Source organism: Ochrobactrum sp. BTU1 (genome assembly GCA_018798825.1).
GTDB lineage: Bacteria > Pseudomonadota > Alphaproteobacteria > Rhizobiales > Rhizobiaceae > Brucella.
This window is the reverse complement of the sequence record CP076354.1, coordinates 491961-518161: the sequence shown is the minus strand read 5'-3', so window position 1 is coordinate 518161 and position 26201 is coordinate 491961. Positions and strand designations below refer to the sequence as shown.

Sequence of the window (26201 nt, the reverse complement as noted above, 5' to 3'; positions counted from 1 at the left end):
ATGCAGCAAAAATCTCACGAAATGACGCCCGCTGAAAAGTCAGCCATATCGAAAATTTCGATCCGGCTGGTTCCCTTCATCGCGCTGATGTTCTTCATCAACTTCCTGGATCGCACCGCAATTTCCTTTGCTGGTCCGAACGGGATGACTGCCGACCTTGCGCTGACAGCAGCTCAGTTCGGTTTTGCCGCCGGTATCTTCTTTGTCGGCTATATCATTCTTGAAGTGCCTAGCAATCTCGCGTTGCACAAATTTGGCGCGCGCAAATGGCTTGCCCGTATCATGGTGACATGGGGCATCGTCGCCCTTCTGTTCACTTGGGTTTCCAGCGCAACCGAGCTTTACATCCTGCGCTTCTTGCTGGGTGTTGCTGAAGCTGGCTTCTTCCCAGGTGCAATTCTGTTCCTGTCGACCTGGGTGCCTTCGCGTCACCGCAACAAGATCCTGGCGCTGTTCTATCTCGCACAGCCGCTGACCACTGTGATCGGCGCGCCACTTGCTGCAGAGCTGATCGCAATGCACGGTGCTTTTGGCCTCGAAGGCTGGCGCATCATGTTCTTCGGCGTTGCAGTCCCTGCAATCGTTGTCGGCATCATCACCTTCTTCTACCTGCCTGACACACCAAATGACGCCAAGTGGCTGAACAAGGAAGAACGCGACTGGCTTAACGGCGCACTCGCTCAGGAAGAGAAGATCAAGGAAAAGGCTCACGGCAGCCACAAGACGGGCCTTGCTCTCGCAGACAAGCGCGTCTGGCTTCTGTCGATCGTCTATTTCGGTCTGATCTACGGCCTCTATGCACTGGCTTTCTTCCTGCCAACGATCATTGGCGGCTTCGAACAGCAGTTCGACACAAAGTTTGACGTATTCGACAAGGGTCTGATCACCGCAATTCCATATCTGCCAGCCGCTATCGCTCTCTATTTCTGGAGCCGCGATGCTGCAAAGCGCGGTGTTCGCCCATGGCACATTGGTATTCCAGCACTTGTTGGTGCCATTGCCATTCCGGCAGCACTTTTCATGCCAACGCCTGCAACCACGATCCTGATGATCACAGTTACGGCTTGCGCGATTTTCTCCGCCTTGCCTAACTTCTGGGCCATTCCGTCCCGCTTCCTAAGCGGCACGGCAGCGGCAGCAGGCATCGCGCTGATCAATACGATCGGCAATATTGCGGGCTTCGCAGCACCATACATCACAGGCCTCGTTAAAGACTGGACTGGTCTTTACGAAATGCCAATGTTCATTGTCGGTGCTGTCATGCTGGTATCTTCGCTGCTGGCGTTCTCCCTGACAGGTCGTCTTAAAGACCCAACAGAAGTACAGCAGGGCAAGTAATCTGCTTAAAACTAAAAAGCCGCGCTGAAACCGGCGCGGCTTTTTCATGTCCAAATATCAGAAGCTAGAGCGATCCCAACTAATGCTGAATCATTGAAACCGCTCTATCGCTTTGTTCTCTCGCATTATCCGATGCATCGCACTTTTATTCGAAATGCTTTGATTACTTAACTTGAAGCGATTTGTGACCGTTATACTTGAATGGCTCCATACCGGCGCGGGCAAGTTCATCAGCGCGTTCATTTTCCGGATGGCCAGCATGACCTTTAACCCAGTGCCACGTCACCTTATGCGGCTTGCGCGCCTCATCCAGTGCCTGCCACAACTCTGCATTCTTGACCGGCTTCTTGGCTGCAGTTTTCCAGCCATTGCGCTTCCAGCCCTCAATCCAGCCGGAAATACCATCACGCACATAGACACTGTCGGTATAGAGATCGACTTCACATGGCTCTTTGAGCGCATTAAGCGCTGAAATCGCAGCCATCAGCTCCATGCGATTGTTGGTGGTATCGGCTTCGCCGCCCTTCAACTCTTTCACATGACCGTTCCAGCGCACGATAGCCCCCCAACCACCGGGACCGGGATTGCCAGAGCATGCACCATCCGTGAAAGCTTCAATCTGCTTCACGCGTCAGCTCCGCTCAGTTCAAGACCATATTCCGTTGCAGATGTGACCTGTCGGTGGAAGCGCATACGGCGCACATATTCCATCGGGTCTTTCTTCATGACAAAGCTGCCATCCGGCACATTAAGCCAGTCATAAAGACGGGTCAGCATGAAGCGAACAGCAGCGCCGCGCGCCAGTACTGGCAGAGCATCAATTTCAGCGGTCGAAAGCGGTCGCACTGAATTATAACCCCGCAGGAAGGCCGCGCCCTTGGTTAGATTAAAGGAAAAATCCTTCTCAAAGCACCACGCGTTCAGGCAGACCGCCACGTCATAGGCGAGAATATCCGTGCAAGCAAAATAGAAATCGATAAAGCCCGACAGGCGATCACCAAGGAAAAACACGTTATCAGGAAAGAGGTCAGCGTGGATTACGCCTTCAGGCAATCCCGTTGGCCAGTTTTTTTCAAGGTAATCAAGATCGCTTTCTGCCTCTGAAACCAGCCCCTGCTCAACAGCATCGGCGCGCGCCTTGGACAAGTCCCACAACGGGCGCCAATCGGGCAATGTCAGACCGTTGCGGCGGCGCATGTCGAAGTCCTCACCCGCCAGATGCATTTCTGCCAATCCACGACCAACTTCTTCGCAATGAGCGACGGTTGGCTTACGCATCCACATGCCTTCAAGGAAGGTCACGATTGCTGCAGGACGCCCTGCAAGCTCACCAATCGTTGCGCCATCACGACGCACAACCGGCTGCGGGCATTCCAGACCACGCTTGGAAAGATGCAGCATCAGATTGAGGAAAAACGGCAAATCATCGCGGTTCACGCGCTTCTCATAAAGCGTGAGAATGAAAGAGCCTGTCGTGGTGTGGAGCAGATAATTGGTATTCTCGACACCTTCCGCAATGCCCTTATAGGAAGTCAGAGCACCGATGTCGTATTGCTCGAGAAAAGCGCCAAGTTCGATTTCGTTGATATCTGTATAGACGGCCATGCCGCTTATTTCCCCATATTCACCACGCGCGTCTTACCCGAAAACCGTTAGCCAGTTTTCGGGATGCGCTCTAATTTTGGAATACCGACGACCCGGTTTTCGCCGTTGACAAATGCCATATCACGCACCGTCAATTCCACATCGCGTATCTCGCGATTCACAAGGAAGTTTTCGGTTTCAACTGTCGTTTCTGCCAGTTCGATCTTCACATCAAAACGGGCTTTGAAAGCATCGATGATTTCATCAACGATGATCTCAGGTGCTGAAGCACCAGCCGAAAGCCCGACGACCGAAATGTCACCGACCTTGTCCCATTCGATATCGCTTGCGCGCTGCACAAGCATCGACATGCCCGCGCCCGCCTTTTCAGCAACTTCGACAAGACGCTTGGAATTGGAAGAGTTCGGAGCACCCACGATAAGAAACAGATCGCATCCAGGAGCCGCTGCGCGCACCGCATCCTGACGGTTCGTGGTGGCATAGCAGATCGATTCTGCGGCAGGTGCCGTCAGGTTCGGGAAACGCTGCTGCAACTCAACGATGATACCAGCTGTGTCGTCTACCGACAGTGTCGTCTGGGTTACGAATCCGAGATTATCTGGATCAGCGAATTCAATCGCCCGCGCATCCTCAACCGTTTCGATGAGCGTCACAGCGCCTTCGGGCAGCTGCCCCATAGTGCCGATGACTTCCGGATGGCCGGAATGACCGATCAGGATGACGTGACGGCCAAGGCGCTGATGACGCATGGCCTGCTTATGCACCTTGGAAACCAGTGGGCAAGTTGCATCAAGATAGAAGAGGTTCTTGGATTCCGCATCCGCTGGCACTGATTTCGGTACGCCATGGGCGGAGAATACCACCGGCTGATCACGATGTTCAGCCGGAATTTCATCAAGTTCTTCGACAAAAATCGCACCGCGGGACTGCAGACCTTCAACAACATAGCGATTATGCACGATCTCGTGACGCACATAGACAGGCGCGCCATATTTCTTCAGAGCCAGCACCACGATCTGGATTGCCCGATCAACACCTGCGCAAAAGCCGCGCGGGCCGCAGAGGCGGATTTCCAGAGGGGGGCGTGTATCGGTCATGAAGCGTGCTCGCAGGGTTCGGCGTGGCTTGAAGTGCTCACAATCATATAGGGTCGGGCATGTAGGATCGGCATATAAGGCCGGAGTTGGGCTCTAACGAGGCCCTTGTCAAGTCTTTGTAGCCTTTCGATACCGCCAGAGCCAGCTTCCGACAACCCCTATCAGCGCCAAAGCGAGGCCATACCATGTAACCGCATATTGCAAATGGTTGTTGGGGAAATCAATAATCGTCACGCCGCCAACAGGCAAACCGCCAAAGTTTGGCTTGTTATCGGCATCAATAAAGAACGGCACAGCATCATCAAGCGACGGAATATCCGCGCTTTCAGCCATGGCCGACCAATCTTTCCAATAGAAGATATTTTTTGCGACATCATTGTCCGGAAGGAAGTAGCCCGGCTTTGCGCTGAGCGGATCGCGTGCAAGCCCCGTAATCGTCACAGGGCCATCCAGTTGTCCATCAAGGCGGGTTTGCGGGTCTTTCTTTTCGTAAGGGACGAAGCCGCGATTGACCAGCACGAAGCGGCCATCCTCAAGCATCAGCGGCGTATAGATATTGAAACCCGGCTTACCTTCATAGGTCGCCAGAAAATGGCGTTCGCCCTGATGCATGAAAGTGCCGGAAACCGTCACCGGCAGATATTCAACCGTCCCTTTTTCACGATAGATTTTTTCCATCTCTGCAAGCGGCACAGGCGGCTCATGAATGCGTTCCTGCGTGGACGCAATCAGCGCTTCTTTCCACTGCAACCGTTCGACCTGCCATGTACCCAGTCCAAGGAGAATTATCAGCGCGATAAGCGAGGCGATCAGCAATCCCCATGGCAGGCGCTGCCGCTTTGATTGGTCATTCATTGTCATCATCCAGACGTCCTTGTGACGCCTTGTTGCGAAATTGCAGATTGATGAGAATACCCTTGATGCTGCGCATGGCAAGAAGACTAAGGATAATCGCCAGTGGCACCCACAGAATGAAATGCACCCATAGAGGCGGCGAATAATTGACCTCCATCCATAATGCGAGGCCAACCACGATGAAACCGATGATGAGAATGACGAAGGCGGCAGGCCCATCGCCAGAATCGGCAAACGAATAGTCCAGACCACAGACCCTGCAGCACGGCGCGACAGTTAAGAAGCCATCGAACAGTTTACCCTCGCCGCAGCGCGGGCAATGCCCTGTCAGCCCGCTCTTCACCGGATCGACTGCTGGATATAGATTATGGTCCGACATCACACGCTCCCTAACACTTGCGAAAAGAAAAGGCGGCCATGTTTCCAAGGCCGCCCCATCATCTTATCAAACAGCTGATCAGCCGCCGTGCATTGGTGCGCCCCAACCGCCCCACACGTAGATCGTGAAGAACAGGAACAGCCAGACGACGTCCACGAAATGCCAATACCAAGCGGCTGCTTCAAAGCCAAAATGGCGTTCCGGGGTGAAATCACCACCCATCGCGCGGAACAGGATAACCAGCAGGAAAATCGTTCCCACGATGACGTGGAAGCCATGGAAGCCAGTTGCCATGAAGAAGGTCGCGCCATAGATCGAGTCTTTGAATTCGAACGGTGCATGGATGTATTCGTAGGCCTGAACGAACGAGAACAGCACGCCCAAAGCAACCGTCAGCGCAAGGCCTGTGATCATGCCCTTGCGATCCTTGTGGAGCAGAGCATGGTGCGCCCACGTCAATGTCGTACCCGAAAGGAGCAGAATGACAGTGTTGTAAAGCGGCAGGTGCAGCGGATCGAGAACTTCGATGCCCTTTGGAGGCCACTGACCGCCTGTGAATTCAGCGCGCATCACCTGATGCACTTCGTTCGGGAACAGGCTTGCATCGAAAAATGCCCAGAACCATGCAGCAAAGAACATGACTTCCGAGGCAATGAACATGATCATGCCGTAGCGCAGATGCAGTGCCACGACGCGGGTATGATGGCCTTCATGGCCTTCCTTGATCGTGTCTGCCCACCAAGCATACATGCAATACAAAACGATCGCCAAGCCGATGAAGAAAATCCATGGCGTCACCAGATTGATACCGAAGAACGGAAGCTGGCCGTTATTGATATAACGCATCCATGAAATGCCGCCGACGGCAAGCACGAACGCGCCAACCGAACTCAGGAACGGCCATGGGCTGGGCGCGATGATGTGATAGTCGTGATTTTTCTCGTGAACGTCAGCCATGTCTCTCCCCAAGGCTCCTCTCTGTGCCTTCCTGTCTAAGCTCCCCTAAGAATCTCAGACAAATCCCTTAGTATCGCAACATAGAGCCGCTTGGCTCTTTTGTCTTTGCGGCATTGTGTGCCGCACAATTTTCGAAATCAGCTTCCGCTATTACCCGCTGGTGTCGCTTTTGCATTTGCAACAGGCTTCGGCTTGTCAATCGGGAAGAACGTGTAGGAAAGTGTAATCGTCTTTACGTCTTTCAAATCCGGATCATTGACGATCTCCGGGTCAACGAAGAAAACAACCGGCATTTCCATGTCTTCACCCGGCTGCAAAGTCGTATCGGTAAAGCAGAAGCATTCAACCTTGTTGAAATAAGCGCCTGCACGGCCCGGAGCCACATTGAAGCTCGCGCGACCATAGGTCGGCTCATCAAACAGATTACGCGCTTCATATTTTATCATGGTGGTTTCGCCGATACGCACGGTCACTTCGCGCTCAACCGGCTTGAATTCCCAAGGCAAACCATTTGCGGTGTTGGCGTCGAAACGCACCTTCATGGTCTTGTCCAGAATGGTATCGGAATATTGCTCAACGCGCTGCGTGGTGCCGCCGTAACCCGTTACCTGGCAGAAAATACGATAGAGCGGCACTGAAGCATAAGCCGCGCCAATCATGCAGACAAAGAAGGACAGACACGCAATCGCAACCGTACGGTTTGAACGATTGAGCCGCTTCTGCTTCTCATCAATTTTCTGCTGATCTGCCATTCTCTCCTCCCAGATAGAACTCTTATCAGTCCACCCTAAAATTAGAGTGGACGAACCAGAACATTCGCTCCCAGCTTTGCCATTGTGCCCACATAAACGAGGACAACGAACAGAGCCAAAGCAATTGCGAGGCCCCAGGAACGGTTGCGCTGAGCTTTTCTCTGCTGCTCAGTTGGTACAACCAGATCTAGTTCCTCGTTATTTGGCTTCTGTACAGAATTACCCATCAAATCACTCCAAAGGCTGTCAGCAGCCTGATCGCCAGCGCTTCCACCAGCAGAACCGCAAAGACGCCCGAAAGGTACATCAGCGAAAAACGGAACAGTTTGCGCGCGGCAAGCAGCATCTGAGCATGGCTTTCGGCCATCCACATGCGCCATGCATAATAGACGAATGCCAGACCGAGCAGTGTAGAAATCACGCCATAAGTGATGCCAGCAAAACCAAGCACGTAAGGCAGCACACCTACAGGCGCCATGATTACGGCATAGAACATCGCCTGACGACGGGTCGATAGTTCGCCCCTCACATTCGGCATCATGGGGACTCGTGCGGCTTCATAGTCATTGGTCGAAAACAGCGACAAAGCCCAGAAATGTGGTGGCGTCCAAAGAAAGATGATCATGAACAGCACAACGCTGTCCCATGTGATCTCGCCAGTTGCAGCAGCCCAGCCGATCATTGGCGGGAAAGCACCGGCGGCGCCACCGATAACGATGTTCTGCGGCGTCGAGCGTTTGAGCCACATCGTGTAGATCACGGCATAGAAGAAGATGGTGAAAGCAAGAAGAGCTGCAGCCAGCCAATTGACCATCAGGCCAAGCGTAATGACAGAAAATACCGAAAGCGTGAGGCCAAATGCCAGAACCTGGTTCGGTGCAATGATACCTGCTGGAATTGGACGATTGCGGGTGCGCTTCATCACGGCATCAATATCGGCATCGTACCACATATTGAGAGCCCCGGACGCGCCAGCACCCACCGCAATGCAGAGAATGCTGATCGCAGCCAGCACAGGATTCATATGCCCAGGCGCAAGCACCAAGCCCACAAGCCCGGTGAACACCACAAGTGACATCACACGCGGCTTCAGCAGGACGAGATAATCCCGCGCAGTCGCCTCGGAAAGAGCGAATGCGTCATCGGAAACCGTGTTTTTTTCCACCAGAGACATTAACTTCTACAACCTCGAATTCACCGGGCCAATGCTGTGCTCGGCCCAGAGCACACATCAGCTATTCAATACGACTTTTACCTCCCGGAGATGCATTCACTCCTAGTCAGAAGCGTCGTCTTGAACGTCAATCGGTGACGGACGGAACTGAATGCCGCCCGCACATATCACAGTTTTGCGCGAGGGCGAACCCCTTTCAGGGCTCGCCCCTTGCACATTTACTTTATACGCGGCAGCTGCTCCCACTGGTGGAACGGCGGAGGCGATGAAAGCTGCCATTCCAGTGTGGTCGCACCTTCACCCCATGGGTTCGCACCAGCTTCACGCTTCTTCGCAAATGCCTCAAAGACATTGTAGAGGAAGATCAGCACAGCGAAGCCGGAAATGTATGAGCCGTAAGACGACACCATGTTCCAGCCTGCATAGGCATCCGGATAGTCGATGTAACGACGTGGCATACCAGCAAGACCGAGGAAGTGCTGCGGGAAGAAGACGAGATTGACGCCGACGAAGGTGACCCAGAAGTGCAGCTTCGCGGTGAATTCGTCGTACATATAGCCGCTCATCTTCGGGAACCAGTAGTACCAGCCTGCGAAAATCGCAAACACAGCACCCAGCGACAGAACGTAATGGAAGTGAGCCACAACGTAATAGGTGTCATGCAGCGCACGGTCGAGACCGGCATTGGCGAGCTGAACGCCCGTTACACCACCAACCGTGAACAGGAAGATGAAGCCAATTGCCCAGAGCATCGGCGCGCGGAAGGTCAGCGAGCCGCCCCACATGGTCGCGATCCAAGAGAAGATCTTGATGCCCGTCGGAACCGCGATAACCATCGTTGCAAAAACGAAGTAGCGCTGCGTGTCGAGCGACAGACCGACCGTGTACATATGGTGAGCCCAGACGACGAAGCCGACAACACCAATCGCGACCATAGCGTAAGCCATGCCGAGGTAACCGAAGACTGGCTTGCGCGAGAAGGTCGAAATGATATGGCTAACGATACCGAAACCCGGCAGGATCAGAATGTACACTTCTGGATGACCGAAGAACCAGAACAGATGCTGGTAAAGGATCGGATCACCACCGCCATCCGGCGTGAAGAAGGTCGTGCCAAAGTTACGATCAGTCAGCAGCATGGTGATGCCACCTGCGAGAACCGGAAGCGAAAGCAACAGCAGGAATGCAGTTACCAGCACAGCCCAGGCGAACAGCGGCATCTTGTGCAGCGTCATGCCCGGAGCGCGCATGTTCAGGATCGTCGTGATGAAGTTGATCGCACCAAGGATCGACGACGCACCGGAAATATGGAGCGCGAGAATCGCGAAATCGATTGCCGGGCCAGGCTGACCGCTCGTCGAAAGCGGCGGATACAGCGTCCAGCCGCCGCCAGGACCCCAACCGCCGGGTGCCGAAGGCATGAACAGCGAGATCAGCAGCAGTGTGAGCGCCGGCGGAAGAAGCCAGAACGAAATATTGTTCATACGCGGGAACGCCATATCAGGCGCACCGATCATCAGCGGGATCATCCAGTTGGCGAAACCACCGATCAGCGCAGGCATAACCATGAAGAAGATCATGACCAGAGCGTGCGCAGAGGTGAACACGTTGAACATATGCTTACCAGCATCGAGAGCTGCGTCGCCCTCAACACCATAAACCATCTGTGCCAGACCATGGAAAATCTGGATGCCCGGCTCCTGAAGCTCGGCACGCATTGCAATAGACAATGCGCCGCCGATGATGCCGGAAATGATTGCGAAGATCAGGTACAGAGTACCGATGTCTTTATGATTGGTCGAGTAAACCCAGCGCACCCAGCCTTTAGGCTTGTGGTCGTCATGGGCTCCATGCTCGTGAGCTGCTGTGCCAGCCATGGAATTCGCTCCCGTTTTTCAACAGTCTTGCGTATCGAAGTCTTTAAAGACCCGCCGCAGCCACTTTATCGTTTGCATCGCCTTCAAGCTCAGCCTGAAGCGCCTTGTTTGCACCCGGAACATCCGAGGCGGCTGCCGTCAGCCATGTGTTGTACTGCTCTTTTGAGACGACACGAACGGCGATTGGCATGAAGGCATGGTCCTTGCCGCAGAGCTCGGAACACTGGCCATAATAGAGGCCTTCCTTGTCGGCTTTGAACCAGGCTTCGTTGATACGGCCCGGTACGGCGTCCATTTTCACACCAAAGGCCGGAATGGTCCATGAATGGATCACATCGGCCGCTGTTACCAGAAGACGGACCGTTTCGCCAATCGGCACGACCACTTCGTTATCGACTGCCAGAAGGCGCGGATAACGAGCATGATCTTCTTTGCCTGCAGCAGCGCGATCAGCATCCTTCAGGATAAGCGAATCAAAGCTTACCGGCGTTTCGGTCTGATATTCATAGCCCCAGTACCACTGATAACCGGTTGCTTTGACCGTCAGCGTCGGATCCTGAGGCGAATATTGCGCAGTCAGAAGCTGGAACGACGGCACCGCAAGGAAAAGCAGAATAATGACCGGACCCACGGTCCAGATAACCTCGATAGCCGTATTATGACTGGTCTTGGATGGTTCTGGGTTTGCGCTTGCGCGGAACCTGATCACACACCAGACGATCAGCGCCAGAACCAGCAATGTGATTGGAATGATGAACCAGAGCGTATAACGCTCAAACCAATGAATCTGCTCGGCAATACCGGTCGCAGCTTCTTGAAATCTTATCTCCCATGGACGCGGCTGATCCGCCAAAGCGGCACCGCTCGTCCACAGCAATGCGAAAGCACCAACGACGGCACCCCTCGTTGTGGCAACAAATTTATCCACCAGAACTCTCTCCCTTTTCGCCCTTTCAGGCTCGACGCCGGACGTTTAGACGGCCGTATCCCCCGTCAGCGTTCAAACCACACCTTAACGCACACCGCAAGGAAGGCGAATATGTTCCTGTGCGGCATTTTTGCGCGCAAGCCTGCGTCAGAGGCCCGCATGCCGATCATTCAATAAAGCGTCATAACCCTTCGAAAACTTGGGAAAAACCTGATAAACCCATAATGAAGCCATGATTTAGCAAGAGGTTTCCTCTAACGTGCCGCGTGATAATGGATGCAACTGCCGGGGATGCATCTTAGATGCAATGCCGGTATCACCTTTGCGATGATGGCTCGGAAGCGACAATAGCTTTTCACCGCCTGTTTCGGAGGGTAACGTCCCGGTGATTCGATCTGGAGATTTCATGATTTTCCGCACATCCGCCCGCCGCTCGATTTTCCAACGCTTTGCTACCCTTGCAACGAGTGTAGCTCTGGTCTTCGCGGCTGCCACAATGCCGTCAGTCGCGCAGGAAACGCCTGCGCAACTTCCAGCACCAACGGCACAAACACCTGCGCAGCCGCAATCTTCCGCGACGCCGCAGCAGAGCGGCACGCTCAAATCACAACATGGCCCATGGGCAATTCTGTGTGATACGCCAGCCGGTGCCAAAACCGAGCAATGCGCGCTCATTCAGAACGTGGTTGCAGCCAAGCGTCCCGAACTCGGTCTTTCGGTCGTTGTTCTCAAAACTGCTGATAACAAGGCTCGTATCCTGCGCGTTCTGGCCCCGCTCGGCGTATTGCTGCCAAACGGCCTTGGCTTGAATGTTGATGGCAAGGATATCGGCCGCGCCTATTTCGTGCGCTGCTTTGAAGACGGCTGCTATGCAGAGGTCATCCTTGAAGACGAACTGCTCAACACATTCCGCAATGGCAAGTCTGCAACCTTCATCGTCTTCCAGACACCGGAAGAAGGGGTTGGAATTCCCGTAGATTTGAAGGGATTTGGTGAAGGCTTCGACGCCTTGCCGTAATCTCAAGGTTGTTCTCAACCGATTTAGCGCTTACATCCTGTGGCAAACACATGCCGCAGGATTATTTTTATGAAGAGCCTGATCGATAGCTTCGATGTAACTCGTGACGATATTGAGCGCCTTGTCTCGCAAAGCCTGAAAGGTAGCGACGACGGCGAACTCTTTATGGAATATCGCGAGGCGGAAGCACTCGTTTTCGATAACGGACGCCTGAAGACCGGCTCGTTCAATCAGGATCAGGGATTTGGCTTGCGCGCTGTTGCTGGCGAAGCCATTGGCTATGCCCATGCGGGCGATCTCTCAGTTGCGGCTCTCAAACGCGCGTCCGATGCGGTCTCGGCCACACTGACAGGTCATAGCGGCACATATGCAGCGGCACCTGCTGGTACCAATCGCCATCTTTATACTGACGAGAACCCAATCGGCTCGCCAACTTTCGATGCAAAAGTTCAGCTTCTGCAGAAAATCGATGCCTATCTGCGGGCGAAAGATCCCAAGGTGCGGCAGGTTTCTGTTTCCATCGCCGGATCATGGCAGCAGGTGGAAATTTTGCGGGCTGATGGGCATTTTGTGCGTGATGTTCGCCCAATGGTGCGTTTGAGCGTTTCGGTGGTAGCAGGCAATGGCGACCGTCAGGAATCCGGTTCCCACACACTTGGTGGACGCAAGGGCTTTGGTGATTTTATCTCCACGGAAAGCTGGCAGAGCGTTGCCGATGAAGCATTGCGTCAGGCTCTGATTAATCTCGAAGCGATCCCCGCCCCGGCTGGCACCTATGACATTGTGCTGGGCAATGGCTGGCCGGGTGTAATGCTGCATGAAGCCGTTGGTCACGGCCTTGAAGGCGACTTCAATCGTAAGAAGACTTCCGCCTTTGCCGGCCTTCTCGGACAGCAGGTGGCTTCGAAAGGCGTAACCGTTGTCGATGACGGTACGATCTCCGAGCGTCGCGGCTCACTGACCATCGATGATGAAGGCACACCGACCAATCGCACCGTGCTGATCGAAGATGGCAAGCTGGTGAATTACATGCAGGACCGGCAGAATGCCCGCCTGATGGGCATGGAAGCCACTGGCAATGGTCGCCGCGAATCTTATGCACACGCACCCATGCCGCGCATGACCAACACCTATATGCTTTCTGGTGACAAAACGCCGGAAGAGATCATCGCCTCCATGAGGAAGGGCATTTATGCCGTTTCATTCGGCGGCGGTCAGGTGGACATTACGTCTGGCAAATTCGTGTTCGGTTGCACGGAAGCTTACATGATCGAAGACGGCAAGATCGGTGCGCCTATCAAGGGCGCGATGCTGATCGGCAATGGCCCGGATGCCATGCAGCGCATTTCGATGATCGGCAATGATATGAAACTCGATACCGGGTCGGGCAATTGTGGTAAGGGCGGACAGTGGGTTCCGGTCGGCGTTGGCCAGCCGCATCTGCGCATGGATCAGGTGACTGTCGGCGGTACAGCGGTATAATCCCTGCTCATGCAGCTGATCGACAAATACCTGCCCGAATATGGTTTCAGCGAAATCCATGGCTGCGATGTCAATGCTGCTCCTGAGCTCGTCTTGCAGGCGGCAATGAGCTACAGGCCAGAAACTGACATGTTCTTCCGCAGCATGATTGCGCTACGCGAAGTGCCTATGCGGGCGCTCGCAAAATTGCTTGGGCGCGAAAATAACGTTGCGCCGCCTTTCGGCTTGCATGAGTTTACGCTGCTTGATCATAGGCCCAGTGAAGCACTGGTTTATGGGCTGGTGGGGCAGTTTTGGAAAACTGATTTCGGCCTCGTAAAAATGGAAAGCGCGGAAGATTATCTCGCTTTCTGCACACCGGGCGTTGCAAAGCTTGCACTGACATTCACAGTGACCAAACAGGGCAGCAAAACGCGCCTAGTCACCGAAACTCGTGTCTTTTGCCCTGATCGTAAAAGTCATCTTCGCTTCACGCCCTATTGGTATCTGATCCGTCCAGTCAGCGGCATAATCCGCAGCCGCATCCTCAATTCGATCAGGAAAGCCAGCGAAACAGCCATTTCTTCTTTCGGAGCTTCTTGATGAATATCATCGCCCACATCGAAATTCCGGTTACAAAGCTTGAACGTGCCATTGCGTTTTATTCTGAAGTCTTCGACATCGCATTTGGCGAGGTGGTAAAAATCCACGGCAATCGCATGGCTTACTTTCCTTTCGAAGAAGGTAAGGATGGTGCTAGTGGCGCGCTGGCAGAAGGCGACGTCTATGTGCCAACTATCAATGGTGCGATTGTCTATCTCAGCGTTGCTGACATCGATAAGGTAATTGCAAAGGCCGCGAAATTCGGCAGCGAAGTGCTGTTTCCAAAGACAGCTTTCGGCGAAAATAGCTTTGTAGCTGAGATTATGGATAGTGAAGGCAATCGGATCGCACTCCAGCAGCTATAACATTTTCTCCACAGCCCTTATTGCTGAAAGCGAACTGAGAGGACCGCGCATGACACTCAAAATCCGGACAGGTGGCGTTTACAAAGATGCACGCGGATATGAAGTGATAATCGTAATGCGATATCCCGACGGTAAATTTTATGGCGCTCAGGGTATTGTTTATCTTGCAGATGGGCGCAGTCATGTGCACGCTTATAAAGATCAGGACCCATGGAGACTGGTTGAAGAGATAAATCATGCCGGAGGAGATAATGCCTGAGACACCATATGACTGGAGTGGGAAGCAGCCTGAAAAGCGCTCCCGACAAAAGCGCATGATGGTAATTGCAGCTGCAACCATGATCGCCCTGCTCTTCACACTGGCCGTAGTGGACGCGATCCTCATACTGGTCGACTGATGCTGCCGGTCTATGAAATCGACTGCACCGGCATAAAGCCCCCCAACGAGCTCTGGCAGCGCTATCTCGACACCGTGCCCGCGCTTGATCCAAAATCCTTTGGCTATACGCTCGATTCATTCTGGGATGGTGTGCAATGGGGTGGCCCCGGCTGGCCAGGCGAATGCGAACTCGTATTCAGAAATGTGGGAGCGCTGAGCGAGCTAAAAACGCTCGGCGGCAAGCCTTTTCTGGAAGCAATTCGGCAATTGGTTGCTGATACGGATCGGGTGAAGATTAGGCTGGAATGAGCGCAAAGCTCATTCCGTTATTTTGACCGAGGCATCGTATTTTGCCGAAGCGCTGACAAGCACTTCAATCTCGCTTGCGCAGAGATAGGCTTTCATTGCATCGAACTTTTTCTGATCCCAATTGTATATTCCCAGACCCAACAGGGTTTCAATGACCGGTGCTGGAAACCGCGAGCGAACCACCGTAGCAGGATTACCGGCGACAATCGTGTAAGGTGCAACATCCTTCGTCACGATAGCACCAGAGGCAATGATTGCCCCTTCTCCGACAGTGATGCCCGGCATCAACATGGCACGCATTCCAATCCAGGCACCATCCGCAATAACGGTGTCGCCCTTTCCCTTATAGGCGTCGAGAATGACATCCGGAAATGGATAGAGACTGAACCAGTCCGTACGATGCGTATGGTTGCCACCCATCAGGATGACTGCTTCTGCGCCGATACAAACATAATCACCTATGTGAAGCTGATCCACCGGCCATTGAGATTCCCAAGCCTTGAGGCTGTATTCATCCCCATACAAGTACCGAACAACGCTATCTTCAAATGAACCTGTCCAGGCATTGCTGTAATAGCTGTGTTTTCCTCGTACATGAATATTCGAGTTCTTGACCGTTTCATGCAATAGCTCAACAACAGACCAGTGCTTGGTGGGCGCACTTACAAAAGACACGGCAATCACAACTTTCTACAATTTTTCGACAGTTCATTTCGAATGCCCAATCAATATCGTCGCAATCGGAAATCAAACCGACAGCGTGACATAGTATTATCAACTAAATTAAGCGCTTAGACCACCCGCAACTGTAATGACGGTTCCGGTTACAAATCCTGATTTATCGGAAGCGAGCCAGAGCGCTGTTTGTGCAATGTCTTGCGGCTCGGCGATACGCCCCATCGGCGTCATGGCTGCGATTTTTGCAGGTCGATCAGGATTGCCGCTTAGTGCATGAATAGACGTGTTGGTCGTGCCGACACGAATGGCATTCACCCGAATACCTTCCGGTGCCAGCTCTTTGCCAGCGCCGATCGAAATGGTTTCAACCGCACCTTTCGATGCAGCATAATGGACATATTCGCCCGGGCTTCCCAAAACGGCCGCCACTGATGAAATATTGATGATTGTGCCGCCAGAGCCACCGTTCGCAGTCGACATGCGGCGTGCGGCTTCCTGTGTGCAATAGAGTAACCCGAAGACATTCGTCCTGAATGTTTGTTCGAGTGCTTCTTCCTCAAGCCTCTGGATGCGGGTGTTTTGCCCGATGACGCCCGCATTGTTGACAAGACAGCTGGGAGCGCCCAGCTCCCGATCACAGGTTGCGAAAAGATCGATCACGTTTTGCCGGTTTGCAACGTCGCTTCGCACAGCTATTGCCTTGGCACCGAAGCCTTCGCAGGCTTTTACAGTGCCAAGAGCGGCATCAACATCGCTTACATAGCTGATGCAGACATTATAGCCTTCGCGCGCGAAGAGCGTTGCAGTCGCAGCACCAATACCTCTGCTGCCTCCAGTGACGACAACAACTGGTCTCAAGTCACGCCCTCCCCGCGCTTTGATGGCTGTTTAGATTCCCGGATTTTCCTCCAGAAGACCTTCGACAAATTCGAAAAGTCCCGGACGCCGATCACGGCGCAAACGCTCGGCAACGATGATGCCTTTGATGCCCGCATAGGAGCGCTGAAGGTCTTCATTGATGACTATATAGTCGTATTTTACCCATTTCTGGATTTCGAATCGTGCGTTCTGCAAGCGGGTTTCGATCACATCAGCCGTGTCTTCCGCACGGCGGTTGAGGCGGTTCTGCAGCTCACGCATGGTAGGCGGCAGAATGAAGATCGACACCACATCGGCAGGCATCTTGGCTTGGAGCTGTTCAGCACCCTGCCAATCAATGTCGAACAGCATGTCCTGACCGTCTGCCAGCGCTTCCTCAGCGGTCTGGCGCAACGTGCCGTAGAAGTTGCCATGCACTTCCGCCCATTCGATCAGCTCGTCATTGTCACGCAGCCGCTCAAATTCACGCTTGGTGATGAAGTGGTAATGCACGCCATCGATTTCGCTTGGGCGGCGCTCACGCGTGGTAACGGAGATCGATAGCGAGAGCTTCATATCCGGATCGCCGAGCAGCTGTCGCGCGATTGTGGATTTTCCGGCACCCGACGGTGACGAAATCACCACCATCAAGCCTCTGCGTGCAATGCCATTTTCGACCGAAGAGATGGCCATTTTCCGTTACTCCAGATTCTGTACCTGTTCGCGAAACTGATCGACGACTGCTTTCAGCTCAAGGCCGATTGCGGTGATCGACGCTGCATTCGACTTCGAACACAGCGTATTGGCTTCGCGATTAAATTCCTGTGAAAGAAAGTCAAGCTTACGCCCTGCCGGACCGCCATCGGAAAGCAGCTTGCGGGCAGAAGCGACATGGGTTTCCAGCCGGTCCAGCTCTTCCTGAATGTCCGCCTTTGTCGCAAGGAAGGCCGCTTCCTGATAAAGCCGCGTTTCATCAAGATCGCGTCCGGTTTCCATGAGTAGAGCGACCTGTCCGGCCAGCTTTGTGCGGATAGCATCGACACTGCGCGACGGATCGTTCCGCGCTTCAAGTGTCAGACGCTCAATCGTATCGACATGGCCGGAAAGGATCGTGAAAAGCGATTGGCCTTCGTGAGCGCGCGCTTCGGCAATGGATTTCAATGCGCCTTCAAAAGCCACAACTACCGCTGTTTCAAGCCCTGCGCGTGAATTGTCGTCTTCGCTGACTTGCGCCTGATCGATAATGCCACGCAGCGAGAGAATGCCATCAACGCTTGCTGGCTGAAGACCGTGTCGGGCCTGCAGCTCCGCACCAAGTTTCAGAACTTCATCAAGCATTGCTTGATTGATGGTGAAACCCGCCTGGGCTTCTGCACGTTCGACTGTCAGACTTGCCTGAAAATTTCCGCGCGAAAAATAACGCGCCAAAAGTGACCGAACCGGGTGCTCAGCACCTTCCAGACCTTGCGGCAAGCGCAAACGCAGGTCCAGGCCCTTGCCGTTGACCGAGCGTACTTCCCACACGATCCGTGCTTCGTTATCCGCTGCACCATACTGTATCGCGTGGCGCGCAAACCCTGTCATACTCTGGAGCGCCATGTGCACCTTTCTTTACCAACAACTAGCCTGCGAAGTAAAACCGCCCATTACTGGGCGGTGTTTTGCTGCTGTAGCTGGTTCTTTTCTTGCTCAACCGCGCGCCATTTGCGCACATTGGCATTGTGTTCGGCCAAGGTCTTGGCAAAAACATGCCCGCCAGTACCATCAGCCACAAAATAAAGGTCTTCAGTATCAAGCGGATTGGCCACAGCCTCAAGTGCTGCGCGACCCGGATTGGCAATTGGTGTCGGCGGAAGACCATTGATTACATAAGTGTTGTATGGCGTTGGTTTCTCGATATCTGATTTGAAGATCGGGCGATCAGAAGGCTTACCAGCACCACCGAAGAGGCCGTAAATGATAGTCGGATCGGACTGAATACGCATACCCTTGTTGAGACGGTTCACAAAAACCGAAGCCACATGCGGACGTTCCGATGCGATACCTGTTTCTTTCTCAACGATAGAAGCAAGCGTCACGAACTCATTTTTGTCCTTGACCGGCAGATCAGCGCGACGTTTCGCCCAAGTATCGTCAATCAACTTCTGCTGTGAAGCGATCATACGATTGATGATTTCTTCGCGTGTCGAGCCGCGTGTGAAGTTGAGCGTGTCGGTGAACAGACCACCTTCGGGAGGCATGTTCTTTGGCATATCACCAACCAAAATTGGATCGGCAGAGATACGGTCGAACACCTGTTTGACAGTCAGGCCTTCCGGAATTGTCAGCGGATACATGATCGACTTGCCACTGATCAGAATATTCATCACGTCGCGCATGGTCGAGCCAGCAGGGATCGCATATTCGCCAGCCTTGAGATCATTCTCATGGCCGTAAGCACGCATACCATAGCGGAAGATACGTGCGTCGCTGACGATTTCACGGCCTTCGAGACTGTTCGAAACTTCTGAAACGCCAGCGCCACGCTTCACAAGGAATGTGGTTTCAGCAGTCAGAGGCCCTTGAGAGTCAAATTGTAGCTTGCCGAAGTAGAACAAGGCCGATGCACCGAGCAAAACCAGTACGATCAGTGACAGCATGAAATTCATGAAGACGACGATCTGGCTTCGTGCATGGCGCGAACGCTTGCGCGGCGGTGGCGTACCCGGTTCGGGGCGCAGAGCCTCTGAAGCAGATTTCGGCACGAAAGGCTTAGCTGCCGCCTGTTCGGACACCACAGCACCTTGCGGCTGCTGCTCTGCAGGGTTGGCTCCGGGCTTCTCTTCTGAACTCACTCCATCACCTCGTCCTGAGACCCGCGCGAGACGGCATACAAATCAACCAAATACTTGTGAAGCACACTAACCACAAAAAGCAGGTTTAAACATCGCATCGGGTTATATTTTGGCAAAAACGCGGAGAAATCCCCGCGTTTTTAAATAGATCGACTTTTGCTTAGGCTACCACTCAGGAATAGCGACGCAGAATCAACGAAGCATTGGTGCCGCCGAAACCGAAAGAGTTCGACAAGGCGATATCGATTTTGCGTTCGCGCGCTTTGTGTGGAACGAGATCGATCTTGGTTTCAACCGCTGGATTGTCCAGATTAAGCGTTGGCGGAGCGATATTGTCGCGAATAGCAAGCGTTGAGAAGATTGCCTCCGCAGCACCTGCCGCGCCGAGCAAATGCCCGATTGACGACTTTGTCGAAGACATGGAGACCTTCGAGGCCGCATCGCCAACAACACGTTCGACTGCACCCAACTCGATGGTATCAGCCATGGTCGAAGTGCCATGCGCATTGATGTAATCGATCTGGTCCGGAGTGATTTCCGCGCGCTTCAAAGCTGCAACCATGCAGCGCTCTGCGCCTTCACCGCTTTCAGTCGGAGCGGTGATATGGAAAGCATCACCTGACAGACCGTAGCCGATGACTTCAGCGTAGATCTTTGCGCCACGCGCAAGAGCGTGTTCCAGCTCTTCAAGAACAACAACGCCTGCACCCTCACCCATGACGAAACCGTCGCGGTCATTGTCATAAGGACGGGAAGCTGCGGTTGGATCGTCATTGCGCTTGGTGGACAGAGCCTTACAAGCAGCGAAGCCTGCCAGCGAAATGCGGCTGACCGGCGATTCCGTACCACCGGCAACCATGACGTCGGCATCGCCAAAGGCAATCAAACGGGCAGCATCGCCAATGGCGTGCGTTCCGGTTGCGCAGGCAGTTACCACGGAATGGTTCGGGCCACGAAGTCCGTGCTTGATCGAAACATGGCCGGAAGCCAGATTGATCAAACGACCGGGAATGAAGAATGGCGAAATACGACGCGGCCCCTTATCACGCAGCGTGTAGCCCGCTTCGACGATGCCTTCGATGCCACCGATACCGGAACCGATCAGAACGCCAGTGCGAACCTGATCTTCATCGCTTTCAGGATGCCAGTTGGCATCGTCCAGAGCCTGATCGGCTGCGCCAACAGCATAGACGATGAACGGATCAACTTTGCGCTGTTCCTTGGGCTCCATATGGAGATCGGGGTTGAATGTGCCGTTGGAGCCATCGCCGATCGGAATACGGCAGGCAATCTGGCAAGCCAGATCATCAACTTCAAATTCCGTGATGCGGCGAGCACCGCTTTCACCGGCAACAAGACGCTTCCAGGTCTCTTCGACACCGCTCGCAAGCGGAGACACCAGACCAAGACCGGTGATGACGACACGCCTCATATCCACCCCTTAGATTTGATAAACTTCGTTGGAGACATCCCGCAGGCGAATAGCGCCTCATACGGCCGATGCTCAATCTTGCTACCGGATTGCGTTTCGCATGTGGCCTGTGCTTGGCCAGAACCGGTTATGTTCGTTCGTGTCTCCAAGCAGAAGACAAGTAGGGCCGGGATTGCAAGAATCCCAGCCCCAAAAGCTCAGATTAGGCGGATGCCTTATCGATGAACTTCACAGCGTCGCCGACCGTGAGGATCGTTTCTGCAGCGTCGTCAGGAATTTCAACGCCGAATTCTTCTTCGAAAGCCATGACCAGCTCGACGGTGTCGAGGCTGTCTGCACCAAGATCATCAATGAAGCTTGCGCCTTCGGTGACCTTGTCGGCATCTACACCCAGATGCTCAACAACGATTTTCTTGACGCGCTCTGCGGTATCGCTCATGTCGGAACCTCGACCTGTTGTTAGTTTGCTCTGCCTTGGTTAGCGGCATGCATGATTGTAATCAAGTTATAAGATGCCTGCCAAGTTTCGAGTTTACTCGCCTGACAGTCACCCTGTGGATATTCCTTGCGGAACAGGATAACGACATCTCGCAACCGAAATGCCGAAACTCTCGTCGGGCGCATTACCATGCTTCTTGAGCAAGGCAAAGCGCATTTTAGTTTTCACAGTCCGACTTTAAGCCTTTATATACCGTAAAATAGTGACCTCAAAGCCTGTAAAGGGCTTTTAGATCATAGCCATACCGCCATTGATGTGCAGTGTCTGGCCAGTCACATATGCGGCTTCATCGCTTGCCAGGTAAACAACCGCAGCAGCAATATCACCGCCAGCGCCCATACGCTTCATCGGGATGCTGCCCATGATTGCTTCCTTCTGCTTCTCGTTCAGCTTGTCGGTCATAGCCGATTCGATGAAACCCGGAGCAATACAGTTAACTGTAACGTTGCGGCTCGCAATTTCCTGGGCCAGCGACTTCGAGAAGCCGATTAGGCCTGCTTTGGACGCGCAGTAGTTTGCCTGACCTGGATTACCGGTCACGCCAACAATCGACGTAATATTGATAATACGGCCATTGCGGCGGCGCATCATCGGATGGGTCAGCTCACGCGTCAGGTTGAACACCGAGGTCAGGTTGACATTGAGAACCGCATCCCAATCTTCGTCGCTCATGCGTACGAACAGGCCATCACGGGTAATGCCGGCATTATTGACGAGAATATCAATACCGCCCATTTCTTCTTCCGCCTTCTGGCCAAGAGCCTTGACGGCTTCGCGGTCAGACAGGTTTGCCGGGAAAATGAACGTACGATCACCGAGTTCAGCAGCGAGCTCTTTCAGCTTTTCTTCACGCGTACCATGAAGGCCGACGATTGCGCCCTGCGCATGAAGAGCGCGAGCAATCGCTTCGCCCAGACCGCCAGTCGCACCGGTTACGAGAGCCTTGCGGCCAGTCAGATCAAACATTCCAGATCCTCTTATGCATTAAGCGCAGCAAGAGCTGCATCGATTTCTTCGGCCGAACCAACGGTTACGCCAGTCACATCCTTAGAGATGCGACGCGCAAGACCGGTCAGAACCTTGCCTGAACCTACTTCATAAAGCGTGGTTACGCTATTGGCTGCAAACCATTCAACAGTTTCCCGCCAACGCACCTGACCCGTGACCTGCTCGACCAGAAGATCAGCGATCTCATTGGCATCCGTGACAGGCGCCGCACGCACATTGGCAATCAGCGGCACAACCGGATTGTGCTTCTCAACCTGAGCCAGCGCTTCACGCATAGCTTCCGCAGCAGGAGCCATCAGCGTCGAATGGAACGGTGCGGAGACGGGCAACATGATCGCACGCTTGGCACCTTTTTCGGAAGCAAGCGAAGCCGCCAGTTCAACAGCCGCTTTTGAACCAGAAATGACGAGCTGACCGCCGCCATTGTCATTTGCGATCTGAACCGAGCCGGAGGCCTTTGCTTCTGCACAGATAGTTTCAACATCGCTGTGCTCGAGGCCGATAATGGCAGCCATTGCGCCTTCCCCGACAGGAACAGCCTTCTGCATGGCGTTACCGCGAATACGCAAGAGGCGGGCAGTATCTGCAAGCGAAAAAGTGCCCGCTGCGCACAGCGCCGAATACTCGCCGAGCGAATGGCCTGCAACGTAGGCGACTTTGTCCTTCAGCGAAAAGCCACGCGCTTCCATGACGCGCAGCGTGGCAATCGACACCGCCATAAGAGCCGGTTGTGCATTGGCCGTCAGCGTAAGAACATCTTCCGGACCTTCAAACATGGTCGCGGAGAGCTTTTCGCCCAGTGCTGCGTCTACTTCCTCGAAAACAGCGCGTGCTTCAGCGAACTGTTCCGCCAAGGCTTTGCCCATGCCAACTGCCTGGCTGCCCTGTCCGGGAAAGGTAAATGCTACCGCCATGAATGCCTCTTTTTATATAACAATTTCACGCGATGTGCCCCAGCATGGGTTGAAAAGTCAAGTATTTGTGGATTTTTGCCAGTCGCAACGCTTGCAAAGCAGGGGAAAAACACGTAATAGGCGCCCGTTCGTTGCTGGCATTAGCTGGGGGCTGAACGGAGGAGCATGTCTTCCTCACCGTTAAAAGTGAGAATGCATGTGGAAGTCGTAAGTGCTTCTGCCTCCCGTGTCTCCGCTCTCGATTGTCTTTACCCAAGCGTCCTTTCTTCCCGGTTTTCCGGTTCTAAGAGAAGTCGCAGAGGCTTAGCCGTTAGTGCCAGCGTGATGCAACAGAAGAAAGGCAAAGCCAATGGCTCTTTATGAACATGTGCTTCTTGCCCGCCAGGACATTTCCCAGCAGCAGGTCGACGCTCTCGTCGAACAGTACAAGGGTGTCCTCGAAGCTAATGGCGGCAAGGTCGGTAAGGTTGAAAACTGGGGTCTTCGTCCCCTCACCTACCGCATCAAGAAGAATCGCAAGGCGTATTACACGCTCGTAAACATCGAAGCTCCGGCAGCAGCCGTTGCTGAAATGGAACGCCAGATGCGCATCAACGAAGACGTTCTTCGTTTCATGACCGTTCGCGTTGAAGAACACGAAGAAGGCCAGTCGGCTATGCTTTCGCGCCGCGACGATCGTCGTGAACGCGATGGTGATGACCGCGGCCCACGTCGTCCACGTGAAGGCGGTTTCGACCGTGGCGATCGCGGTGATCGCGGCCCACGTCGTCCACGCGACAACGAAGCTGGTGAAGGAGCATAATCATGGTTGATATCAATCAGATTCCGACCCGTCGTCCTTTCCATCGTCGTCGCAAGACGTGCCCTTTCTCCGGCGCAAACGCACCGAAGATCGACTACAAGGACATCAAGCTTCTGCAGCGTTACATTTCGGAACGCGGCAAAATCGTTCCTTCGCGTATTACGGCTGTCAGCCAGAAGAAGCAGCGTGAACTCGCCAAGGCGATCAAGCGCGCTCGTTTCCTCGGCCTGCTTCCATACGTTGTGAAGTAAAACTTTTTGGGAGGCGACACTTCGCCTCCCATTTTCCTCCACTGCGATGGGCGCAACGGAGTGTAATTTAAAACCCAAGTTGAGGCGAAGCCCTTGTGCCGTCTCTAACTGCAGAACCGGAATAGCCGGAGCAGGACAGCGAGTTTATGAAGTTTAACGGAACCATCATTGGAGTCGGCATATTGGCGGGGCTTGCCTCGGCATTGATGTCGTCTGGTGTCATTGCTCAATCGGGCATGGCGGTGGTTCTGTATTTCCTGACGCCGTTACCAATTTTTGTTGCCGCCCTTGGTTGGGGTTCGAGCGCAGGGCTTGTTGCCGCTGCAGCCGCCACCATTGCGATCGGCGTGTTTGCAGCCCCCATGGCAGCAGTGCTGATGGCACTAACAAGCTACGTGCCCGCTGCAACAGGCGCGTATCTTTCCGGCCTCGCACGTCCGGCTTCCGAACTCGGCGGTCCTAAAGACGTCATGGTCTGGTATCCGCTTTCGGATATTGTTTTCCGTCTCGCGCTGATGGTTGCTGTCAGCTTCATCATAATTGGTTTCATTCTGGGTTTCGGGCCGGATATGGCTCGCGAGCTGGCTAATACGCTGATCGATCGTCTGGCTGAGGCTGATCCACAGTTCACACCTAGCGATGAAATGCGCCAGAGCGTTACGGCTCTTCTGATGGTAGCCTTGCCTGCGGTTCAGCCTGCAACCTGCCTTGCCATTCTGGTCGGTAATCTCTATCTGGCTCTGCGCCTTACAGCTCTTTCTGGCCGTTTACGCCGTCCGCGTGATGACTGGCCCGCGACCATGCGTATGCCGCGTCCGGCATTGCTCGTTTTTGCGGTGGCGCTCGCAGTAGCGTTTCTGCCGGGTGGAGCTGGCCTGATTGCAACGGTAGTTGTTGGAGCATTGAGCTTCGGCTTCATGATTGCAGGTCTTGCAACATTCCACATGCGCACGCGTGGAAAAGCCTGGCGCCCAGTGGTGCTGTGGCTCGTTTATGTGGCGATTATCCTCTTCGCATTCCTGCTTTTTGTCTTCATGGTTTTTGGTCTTTTCGATACATCGCGCGGTGCGCCGATCTCAAAAATGCCAGACGCCAACAACCAATAAACATATTGAAACACTCGAAAGGAAACTCAAATGGACGTTATTCTTCTGGAACGCATCGCTCGCCTCGGTCAGATGGGCGACACTGTTAAGGTCAAGGACGGCTTTGCCCGTAACTTCCTTCTGCCGCAGGGCAAGGCTCTTCGTGCCAACGAAGCCAACAAGAAGAAGTTTGAAGGCCAGCGCGCGCAGCTCGAAGCTCAGAACCTTGAGCGCAAGAACGAAGCTGAAGCAGTTGCTGCAAAGCTCAACGGCGAATCGTTCATCGTTGTTCGTTCGGCTGGTGAAACCGGTCAGCTCTACGGTTCGGTTTCGACCCGCGACATCGCTGACATCATCACCGCAAACGGCTTCAACCTGCACCGCAACCAGGTCGAACTGAACCAGCCAATCAAGGCAATTGGCCTGCACGAAGTTTCGATTTCGCTGCATCCAGAAGTTCAGGTCAGCGTTACTGTCAACATCGCACGTTCGACCGAAGAAGCAGAACGTCAGGCAAAGGGTGAAGACCTCACCTCTATCGAAGCTATCTACGGCATCGAAGAAGCTCCGCTTGCTGAAGAAATCTTCGACGAAGACGAAGAAGCAGAAGACCAGGCTTAATTTAGCCGTCTATCATCCGAGAAATGCCAGCCTCTTTGGCTGGCATTCCCATAGTGGTAAACTTTATATGATCATGCCCGGCGGTCTCCGTCGGGCATTTTCTCTTTTCAGATCGGCAAAAG

At 53.8% G+C, this 26201-nt stretch carries 32 protein-coding genes; 12 read left to right on the top strand and 20 right to left on the bottom strand.

Features of this window, described 5'->3' with window-relative positions:
- Nucleotides 1–1338 carry an MFS transporter gene (locus KMS41_02460; protein ID QWK78131.1) on the top strand — a complete coding sequence of 446 codons (1338 nt, stop codon included), beginning with the start codon at nt 1–3 and terminating at the stop codon, nt 1336–1338.
- Between the two features lie 163 nt (nt 1339–1501).
- Here the strand turns inward: KMS41_02460 and rnhA are convergent, their stop codons facing one another.
- The 11 genes from rnhA to coxB all read right to left on the bottom strand — a co-directional run bounded on the left by rnhA (nt 1502) and on the right by coxB (nt 10962).
- Nucleotides 1502–1966: a ribonuclease HI gene (gene rnhA / locus KMS41_02455; GenBank protein QWK78130.1), complete on the bottom strand. Its 465-nt coding sequence runs from the start codon at nt 1964–1966 to the stop codon at nt 1502–1504.
- The gene (locus tag KMS41_02450; GenBank protein ID QWK78129.1) at nt 1963–2943 is read right to left on the bottom strand and encodes a homoserine kinase; all 981 of its coding nucleotides are present in this window, start codon (nt 2941–2943) and stop codon (nt 1963–1965) included. Before KMS41_02450 ends, rnhA begins: the two co-directional genes overlap by 4 nt.
- A gap of 47 nt (nt 2944–2990) precedes the next feature.
- Nucleotides 2991–4040, bottom strand: coding sequence for a 4-hydroxy-3-methylbut-2-enyl diphosphate reductase (gene ispH, locus KMS41_02445; protein QWK78128.1), 1050 nt, complete (start codon nt 4038–4040; stop codon nt 2991–2993).
- A gap of 108 nt (nt 4041–4148) precedes the next feature.
- Nucleotides 4149–4895 (bottom strand): SURF1 family protein, encoded by a 747-nt coding sequence (locus KMS41_02440; GenBank protein ID QWK78127.1) that lies wholly within the window; start codon nt 4893–4895, stop codon nt 4149–4151.
- Nucleotides 4888–5274, bottom strand: coding sequence for a DUF983 domain-containing protein (locus KMS41_02435; protein ID QWK78126.1), 387 nt, complete (start codon nt 5272–5274; stop codon nt 4888–4890). The genes KMS41_02440 and KMS41_02435 overlap by 8 nt, the downstream gene beginning before the upstream one ends.
- A gap of 78 nt (nt 5275–5352) precedes the next feature.
- Nucleotides 5353–6231 carry a cytochrome c oxidase subunit 3 gene (locus KMS41_02430; protein QWK78125.1) on the bottom strand — a complete coding sequence of 293 codons (879 nt, stop codon included), beginning with the start codon at nt 6229–6231 and terminating at the stop codon, nt 5353–5355.
- 137 nt (nt 6232–6368) lie between these two features.
- Entirely contained in the window at nt 6369–6983 is a 615-nt protein-coding gene (locus KMS41_02425) for a cytochrome c oxidase assembly protein (protein ID QWK78124.1), read from the bottom strand.
- Nucleotides 6984–7024: 41 nt separating this feature from the next.
- Nucleotides 7025–7210, bottom strand: a complete 186-nt coding sequence (locus tag KMS41_02420; protein QWK78123.1) for a hypothetical protein — start codon at nt 7208–7210, stop codon at nt 7025–7027.
- Entirely contained in the window at nt 7210–8157 is a 948-nt protein-coding gene (locus KMS41_02415) for a heme o synthase (GenBank protein QWK78122.1), read from the bottom strand. The genes KMS41_02420 and KMS41_02415 overlap by 1 nt, the downstream gene beginning before the upstream one ends.
- A 218-nt stretch (nt 8158–8375) precedes the next feature.
- Nucleotides 8376–10034, bottom strand: coding sequence for a cytochrome c oxidase subunit I (gene ctaD / locus KMS41_02410; protein QWK78121.1), 1659 nt, complete (start codon nt 10032–10034; stop codon nt 8376–8378).
- A gap of 43 nt (nt 10035–10077) precedes the next feature.
- Nucleotides 10078–10962 (bottom strand): cytochrome c oxidase subunit II, encoded by an 885-nt coding sequence (coxB, locus tag KMS41_02405; protein ID QWK78120.1) that lies wholly within the window; start codon nt 10960–10962, stop codon nt 10078–10080.
- A gap of 406 nt (nt 10963–11368) precedes the next feature.
- Here coxB and KMS41_02400 point away from each other — a divergent pair, with 406 nt between their 5' ends.
- The 7 genes from KMS41_02400 to KMS41_02370 all read left to right on the top strand — a co-directional run bounded on the left by KMS41_02400 (nt 11369) and on the right by KMS41_02370 (nt 15097).
- The gene (locus KMS41_02400) at nt 11369–11980 is read left to right on the top strand and encodes an invasion associated locus B family protein (GenBank protein ID QWK78119.1); all 612 of its coding nucleotides are present in this window, start codon (nt 11369–11371) and stop codon (nt 11978–11980) included.
- 69 nt (nt 11981–12049) lie between these two features.
- Nucleotides 12050–13462, top strand: coding sequence for a metalloprotease TldD (gene tldD, locus KMS41_02395; protein QWK78118.1), 1413 nt, complete (start codon nt 12050–12052; stop codon nt 13460–13462).
- Nucleotides 13463–13471: 9 nt separating this feature from the next.
- Entirely contained in the window at nt 13472–14044 is a 573-nt protein-coding gene (locus tag KMS41_02390) for a hypothetical protein (protein ID QWK78117.1), read from the top strand.
- Nucleotides 14044–14409 carry a VOC family protein gene (locus tag KMS41_02385; protein ID QWK78116.1) on the top strand — a complete coding sequence of 122 codons (366 nt, stop codon included), beginning with the start codon at nt 14044–14046 and terminating at the stop codon, nt 14407–14409. The genes KMS41_02390 and KMS41_02385 overlap by 1 nt, the downstream gene beginning before the upstream one ends.
- Nucleotides 14410–14458: 49 nt before the next feature.
- Entirely contained in the window at nt 14459–14668 is a 210-nt protein-coding gene (locus KMS41_02380; protein ID QWK78115.1) for a hypothetical protein, read from the top strand.
- A complete protein-coding gene (locus KMS41_02375) occupies nt 14661–14807 on the top strand; it encodes a hypothetical protein (protein ID QWK78114.1) in 147 nt (48 codons plus the stop codon). Before KMS41_02380 ends, KMS41_02375 begins: the two co-directional genes overlap by 8 nt.
- Nucleotides 14807–15097, top strand: a complete 291-nt coding sequence (locus KMS41_02370; protein QWK78113.1) for a hypothetical protein — start codon at nt 14807–14809, stop codon at nt 15095–15097. Before KMS41_02375 ends, KMS41_02370 begins: the two co-directional genes overlap by 1 nt.
- A gap of 9 nt (nt 15098–15106) precedes the next feature.
- Here KMS41_02370 and KMS41_02365 read toward each other — a convergent pair whose 3' ends face one another.
- The 9 genes from KMS41_02365 to fabD all read right to left on the bottom strand — a co-directional run bounded on the left by KMS41_02365 (nt 15107) and on the right by fabD (nt 23320).
- Entirely contained in the window at nt 15107–15772 is a 666-nt protein-coding gene (locus tag KMS41_02365; GenBank protein ID QWK78112.1) for a CatB-related O-acetyltransferase, read from the bottom strand.
- Between the two features lie 108 nt (nt 15773–15880).
- A complete protein-coding gene (locus tag KMS41_02360) occupies nt 15881–16633 on the bottom strand; it encodes an SDR family oxidoreductase (GenBank protein ID QWK78111.1) in 753 nt (250 codons plus the stop codon).
- A gap of 30 nt (nt 16634–16663) precedes the next feature.
- Nucleotides 16664–17326, bottom strand: a complete 663-nt coding sequence (gene gmk, locus KMS41_02355) for a guanylate kinase (GenBank protein QWK78110.1) — start codon at nt 17324–17326, stop codon at nt 16664–16666.
- 6 nt (nt 17327–17332) lie between these two features.
- Nucleotides 17333–18232, bottom strand: a complete 900-nt coding sequence (locus tag KMS41_02350) for a YicC family protein (GenBank protein ID QWK78109.1) — start codon at nt 18230–18232, stop codon at nt 17333–17335.
- A 47-nt stretch (nt 18233–18279) separates the two neighbouring features.
- Complete coding sequence (mltG, locus tag KMS41_02345; protein QWK78108.1) at nt 18280–19467, bottom strand: endolytic transglycosylase MltG; 1188 nt, start codon at nt 19465–19467, stop codon at nt 18280–18282.
- Between the two features lie 172 nt (nt 19468–19639).
- Nucleotides 19640–20899 carry a beta-ketoacyl-ACP synthase II gene (gene fabF / locus KMS41_02340; GenBank protein QWK78107.1) on the bottom strand — a complete coding sequence of 420 codons (1260 nt, stop codon included), beginning with the start codon at nt 20897–20899 and terminating at the stop codon, nt 19640–19642.
- 202 nt (nt 20900–21101) lie between these two features.
- The gene (locus KMS41_02335) at nt 21102–21338 is read right to left on the bottom strand and encodes an acyl carrier protein (protein QWK78106.1); all 237 of its coding nucleotides are present in this window, start codon (nt 21336–21338) and stop codon (nt 21102–21104) included.
- A 288-nt stretch (nt 21339–21626) separates the two neighbouring features.
- Nucleotides 21627–22364, bottom strand: a complete 738-nt coding sequence (gene fabG, locus KMS41_02330) for a 3-oxoacyl-[acyl-carrier-protein] reductase (GenBank protein QWK78105.1) — start codon at nt 22362–22364, stop codon at nt 21627–21629.
- Nucleotides 22365–22375: 11 nt separating this feature from the next.
- Nucleotides 22376–23320: an ACP S-malonyltransferase gene (gene fabD / locus KMS41_02325; protein ID QWK78104.1), complete on the bottom strand. Its 945-nt coding sequence runs from the start codon at nt 23318–23320 to the stop codon at nt 22376–22378.
- Between the two features lie 349 nt (nt 23321–23669).
- On the opposite strand from fabD, the gene rpsF reads away from it, so the two are divergent.
- The 4 genes from rpsF to rplI all read left to right on the top strand — a co-directional run bounded on the left by rpsF (nt 23670) and on the right by rplI (nt 26079).
- Nucleotides 23670–24122: a 30S ribosomal protein S6 gene (rpsF, locus tag KMS41_02320; GenBank protein QWK78103.1), complete on the top strand. Its 453-nt coding sequence runs from the start codon at nt 23670–23672 to the stop codon at nt 24120–24122.
- Nucleotides 24123–24124: 2 nt separating this feature from the next.
- The gene (rpsR, locus tag KMS41_02315; GenBank protein ID QWK78102.1) at nt 24125–24373 is read left to right on the top strand and encodes a 30S ribosomal protein S18; all 249 of its coding nucleotides are present in this window, start codon (nt 24125–24127) and stop codon (nt 24371–24373) included.
- A gap of 146 nt (nt 24374–24519) precedes the next feature.
- A complete protein-coding gene (locus KMS41_02310; protein QWK78101.1) occupies nt 24520–25479 on the top strand; it encodes a YybS family protein in 960 nt (319 codons plus the stop codon).
- 30 nt (nt 25480–25509) lie between these two features.
- Nucleotides 25510–26079, top strand: a complete 570-nt coding sequence (rplI, locus tag KMS41_02305; protein ID QWK78100.1) for a 50S ribosomal protein L9 — start codon at nt 25510–25512, stop codon at nt 26077–26079.
- Nucleotides 26080–26201: the final 122 nt, after the last annotated feature.

Bases quoted from the DNA above. Each gene is read 5' to 3' on its own strand.
- ctaD (QWK78121.1), bottom strand. From the start codon at position 10,034: ATGGCTGGCACAGCAGCTCACGAGCATGGAGCCCATGACGACCACAAG.
- fabG (QWK78105.1), bottom strand. From the start codon at position 22,364: ATGTTTGATCTGACTGGCCGCAAGGCTCTCGTAACCGGTGCGACTGGC.
- KMS41_02310 (QWK78101.1), top strand. From the start codon at position 24,520: ATGAAGTTTAACGGAACCATCATTGGAGTCGGCATATTGGCGGGGCTT.
- KMS41_02375 (QWK78114.1), top strand. From the start codon at position 14,661: ATGCCTGAGACACCATATGACTGGAGTGGGAAGCAGCCTGAAAAGCGC.
- KMS41_02420 (QWK78123.1), bottom strand. From the start codon at position 7,210: ATGGGTAATTCTGTACAGAAGCCAAATAACGAGGAACTAGATCTGGTT.
- KMS41_02440 (QWK78127.1), bottom strand. From the start codon at position 4,895: ATGAATGACCAATCAAAGCGGCAGCGCCTGCCATGGGGATTGCTGATC.
- KMS41_02370 (QWK78113.1), top strand. From the start codon at position 14,807: ATGCTGCCGGTCTATGAAATCGACTGCACCGGCATAAAGCCCCCCAAC.
- KMS41_02460 (QWK78131.1), top strand. From the start codon at position 1: ATGCAGCAAAAATCTCACGAAATGACGCCCGCTGAAAAGTCAGCCATA.
- KMS41_02435 (QWK78126.1), bottom strand. From the start codon at position 5,274: ATGTCGGACCATAATCTATATCCAGCAGTCGATCCGGTGAAGAGCGGG.
- rpsF (QWK78103.1), top strand. From the start codon at position 23,670: ATGGCTCTTTATGAACATGTGCTTCTTGCCCGCCAGGACATTTCCCAG.
- fabD (QWK78104.1), bottom strand. From the start codon at position 23,320: ATGGCGGTAGCATTTACCTTTCCCGGACAGGGCAGCCAGGCAGTTGGC.
- KMS41_02450 (QWK78129.1), bottom strand. From the start codon at position 2,943: ATGGCCGTCTATACAGATATCAACGAAATCGAACTTGGCGCTTTTCTC.
- KMS41_02400 (QWK78119.1), top strand. From the start codon at position 11,369: ATGATTTTCCGCACATCCGCCCGCCGCTCGATTTTCCAACGCTTTGCT.
- KMS41_02415 (QWK78122.1), bottom strand. From the start codon at position 8,157: ATGTCTCTGGTGGAAAAAAACACGGTTTCCGATGACGCATTCGCTCTT.
- KMS41_02380 (QWK78115.1), top strand. From the start codon at position 14,459: ATGACACTCAAAATCCGGACAGGTGGCGTTTACAAAGATGCACGCGGA.
- ispH (QWK78128.1), bottom strand. From the start codon at position 4,040: ATGACCGATACACGCCCCCCTCTGGAAATCCGCCTCTGCGGCCCGCGC.
- KMS41_02430 (QWK78125.1), bottom strand. From the start codon at position 6,231: ATGGCTGACGTTCACGAGAAAAATCACGACTATCACATCATCGCGCCC.
- KMS41_02425 (QWK78124.1), bottom strand. From the start codon at position 6,983: ATGGCAGATCAGCAGAAAATTGATGAGAAGCAGAAGCGGCTCAATCGT.
- fabF (QWK78107.1), bottom strand. From the start codon at position 20,899: ATGAGGCGTGTCGTCATCACCGGTCTTGGTCTGGTGTCTCCGCTTGCG.
- KMS41_02390 (QWK78117.1), top strand. From the start codon at position 13,472: ATGCAGCTGATCGACAAATACCTGCCCGAATATGGTTTCAGCGAAATC.
- KMS41_02335 (QWK78106.1), bottom strand. From the start codon at position 21,338: ATGAGCGATACCGCAGAGCGCGTCAAGAAAATCGTTGTTGAGCATCTG.
- gmk (QWK78110.1), bottom strand. From the start codon at position 17,326: ATGGCCATCTCTTCGGTCGAAAATGGCATTGCACGCAGAGGCTTGATG.
- KMS41_02350 (QWK78109.1), bottom strand. From the start codon at position 18,232: ATGGCGCTCCAGAGTATGACAGGGTTTGCGCGCCACGCGATACAGTAT.
- KMS41_02385 (QWK78116.1), top strand. From the start codon at position 14,044: ATGAATATCATCGCCCACATCGAAATTCCGGTTACAAAGCTTGAACGT.
- tldD (QWK78118.1), top strand. From the start codon at position 12,050: ATGAAGAGCCTGATCGATAGCTTCGATGTAACTCGTGACGATATTGAG.
- rpsR (QWK78102.1), top strand. From the start codon at position 24,125: ATGGTTGATATCAATCAGATTCCGACCCGTCGTCCTTTCCATCGTCGT.
- rplI (QWK78100.1), top strand. From the start codon at position 25,510: ATGGACGTTATTCTTCTGGAACGCATCGCTCGCCTCGGTCAGATGGGC.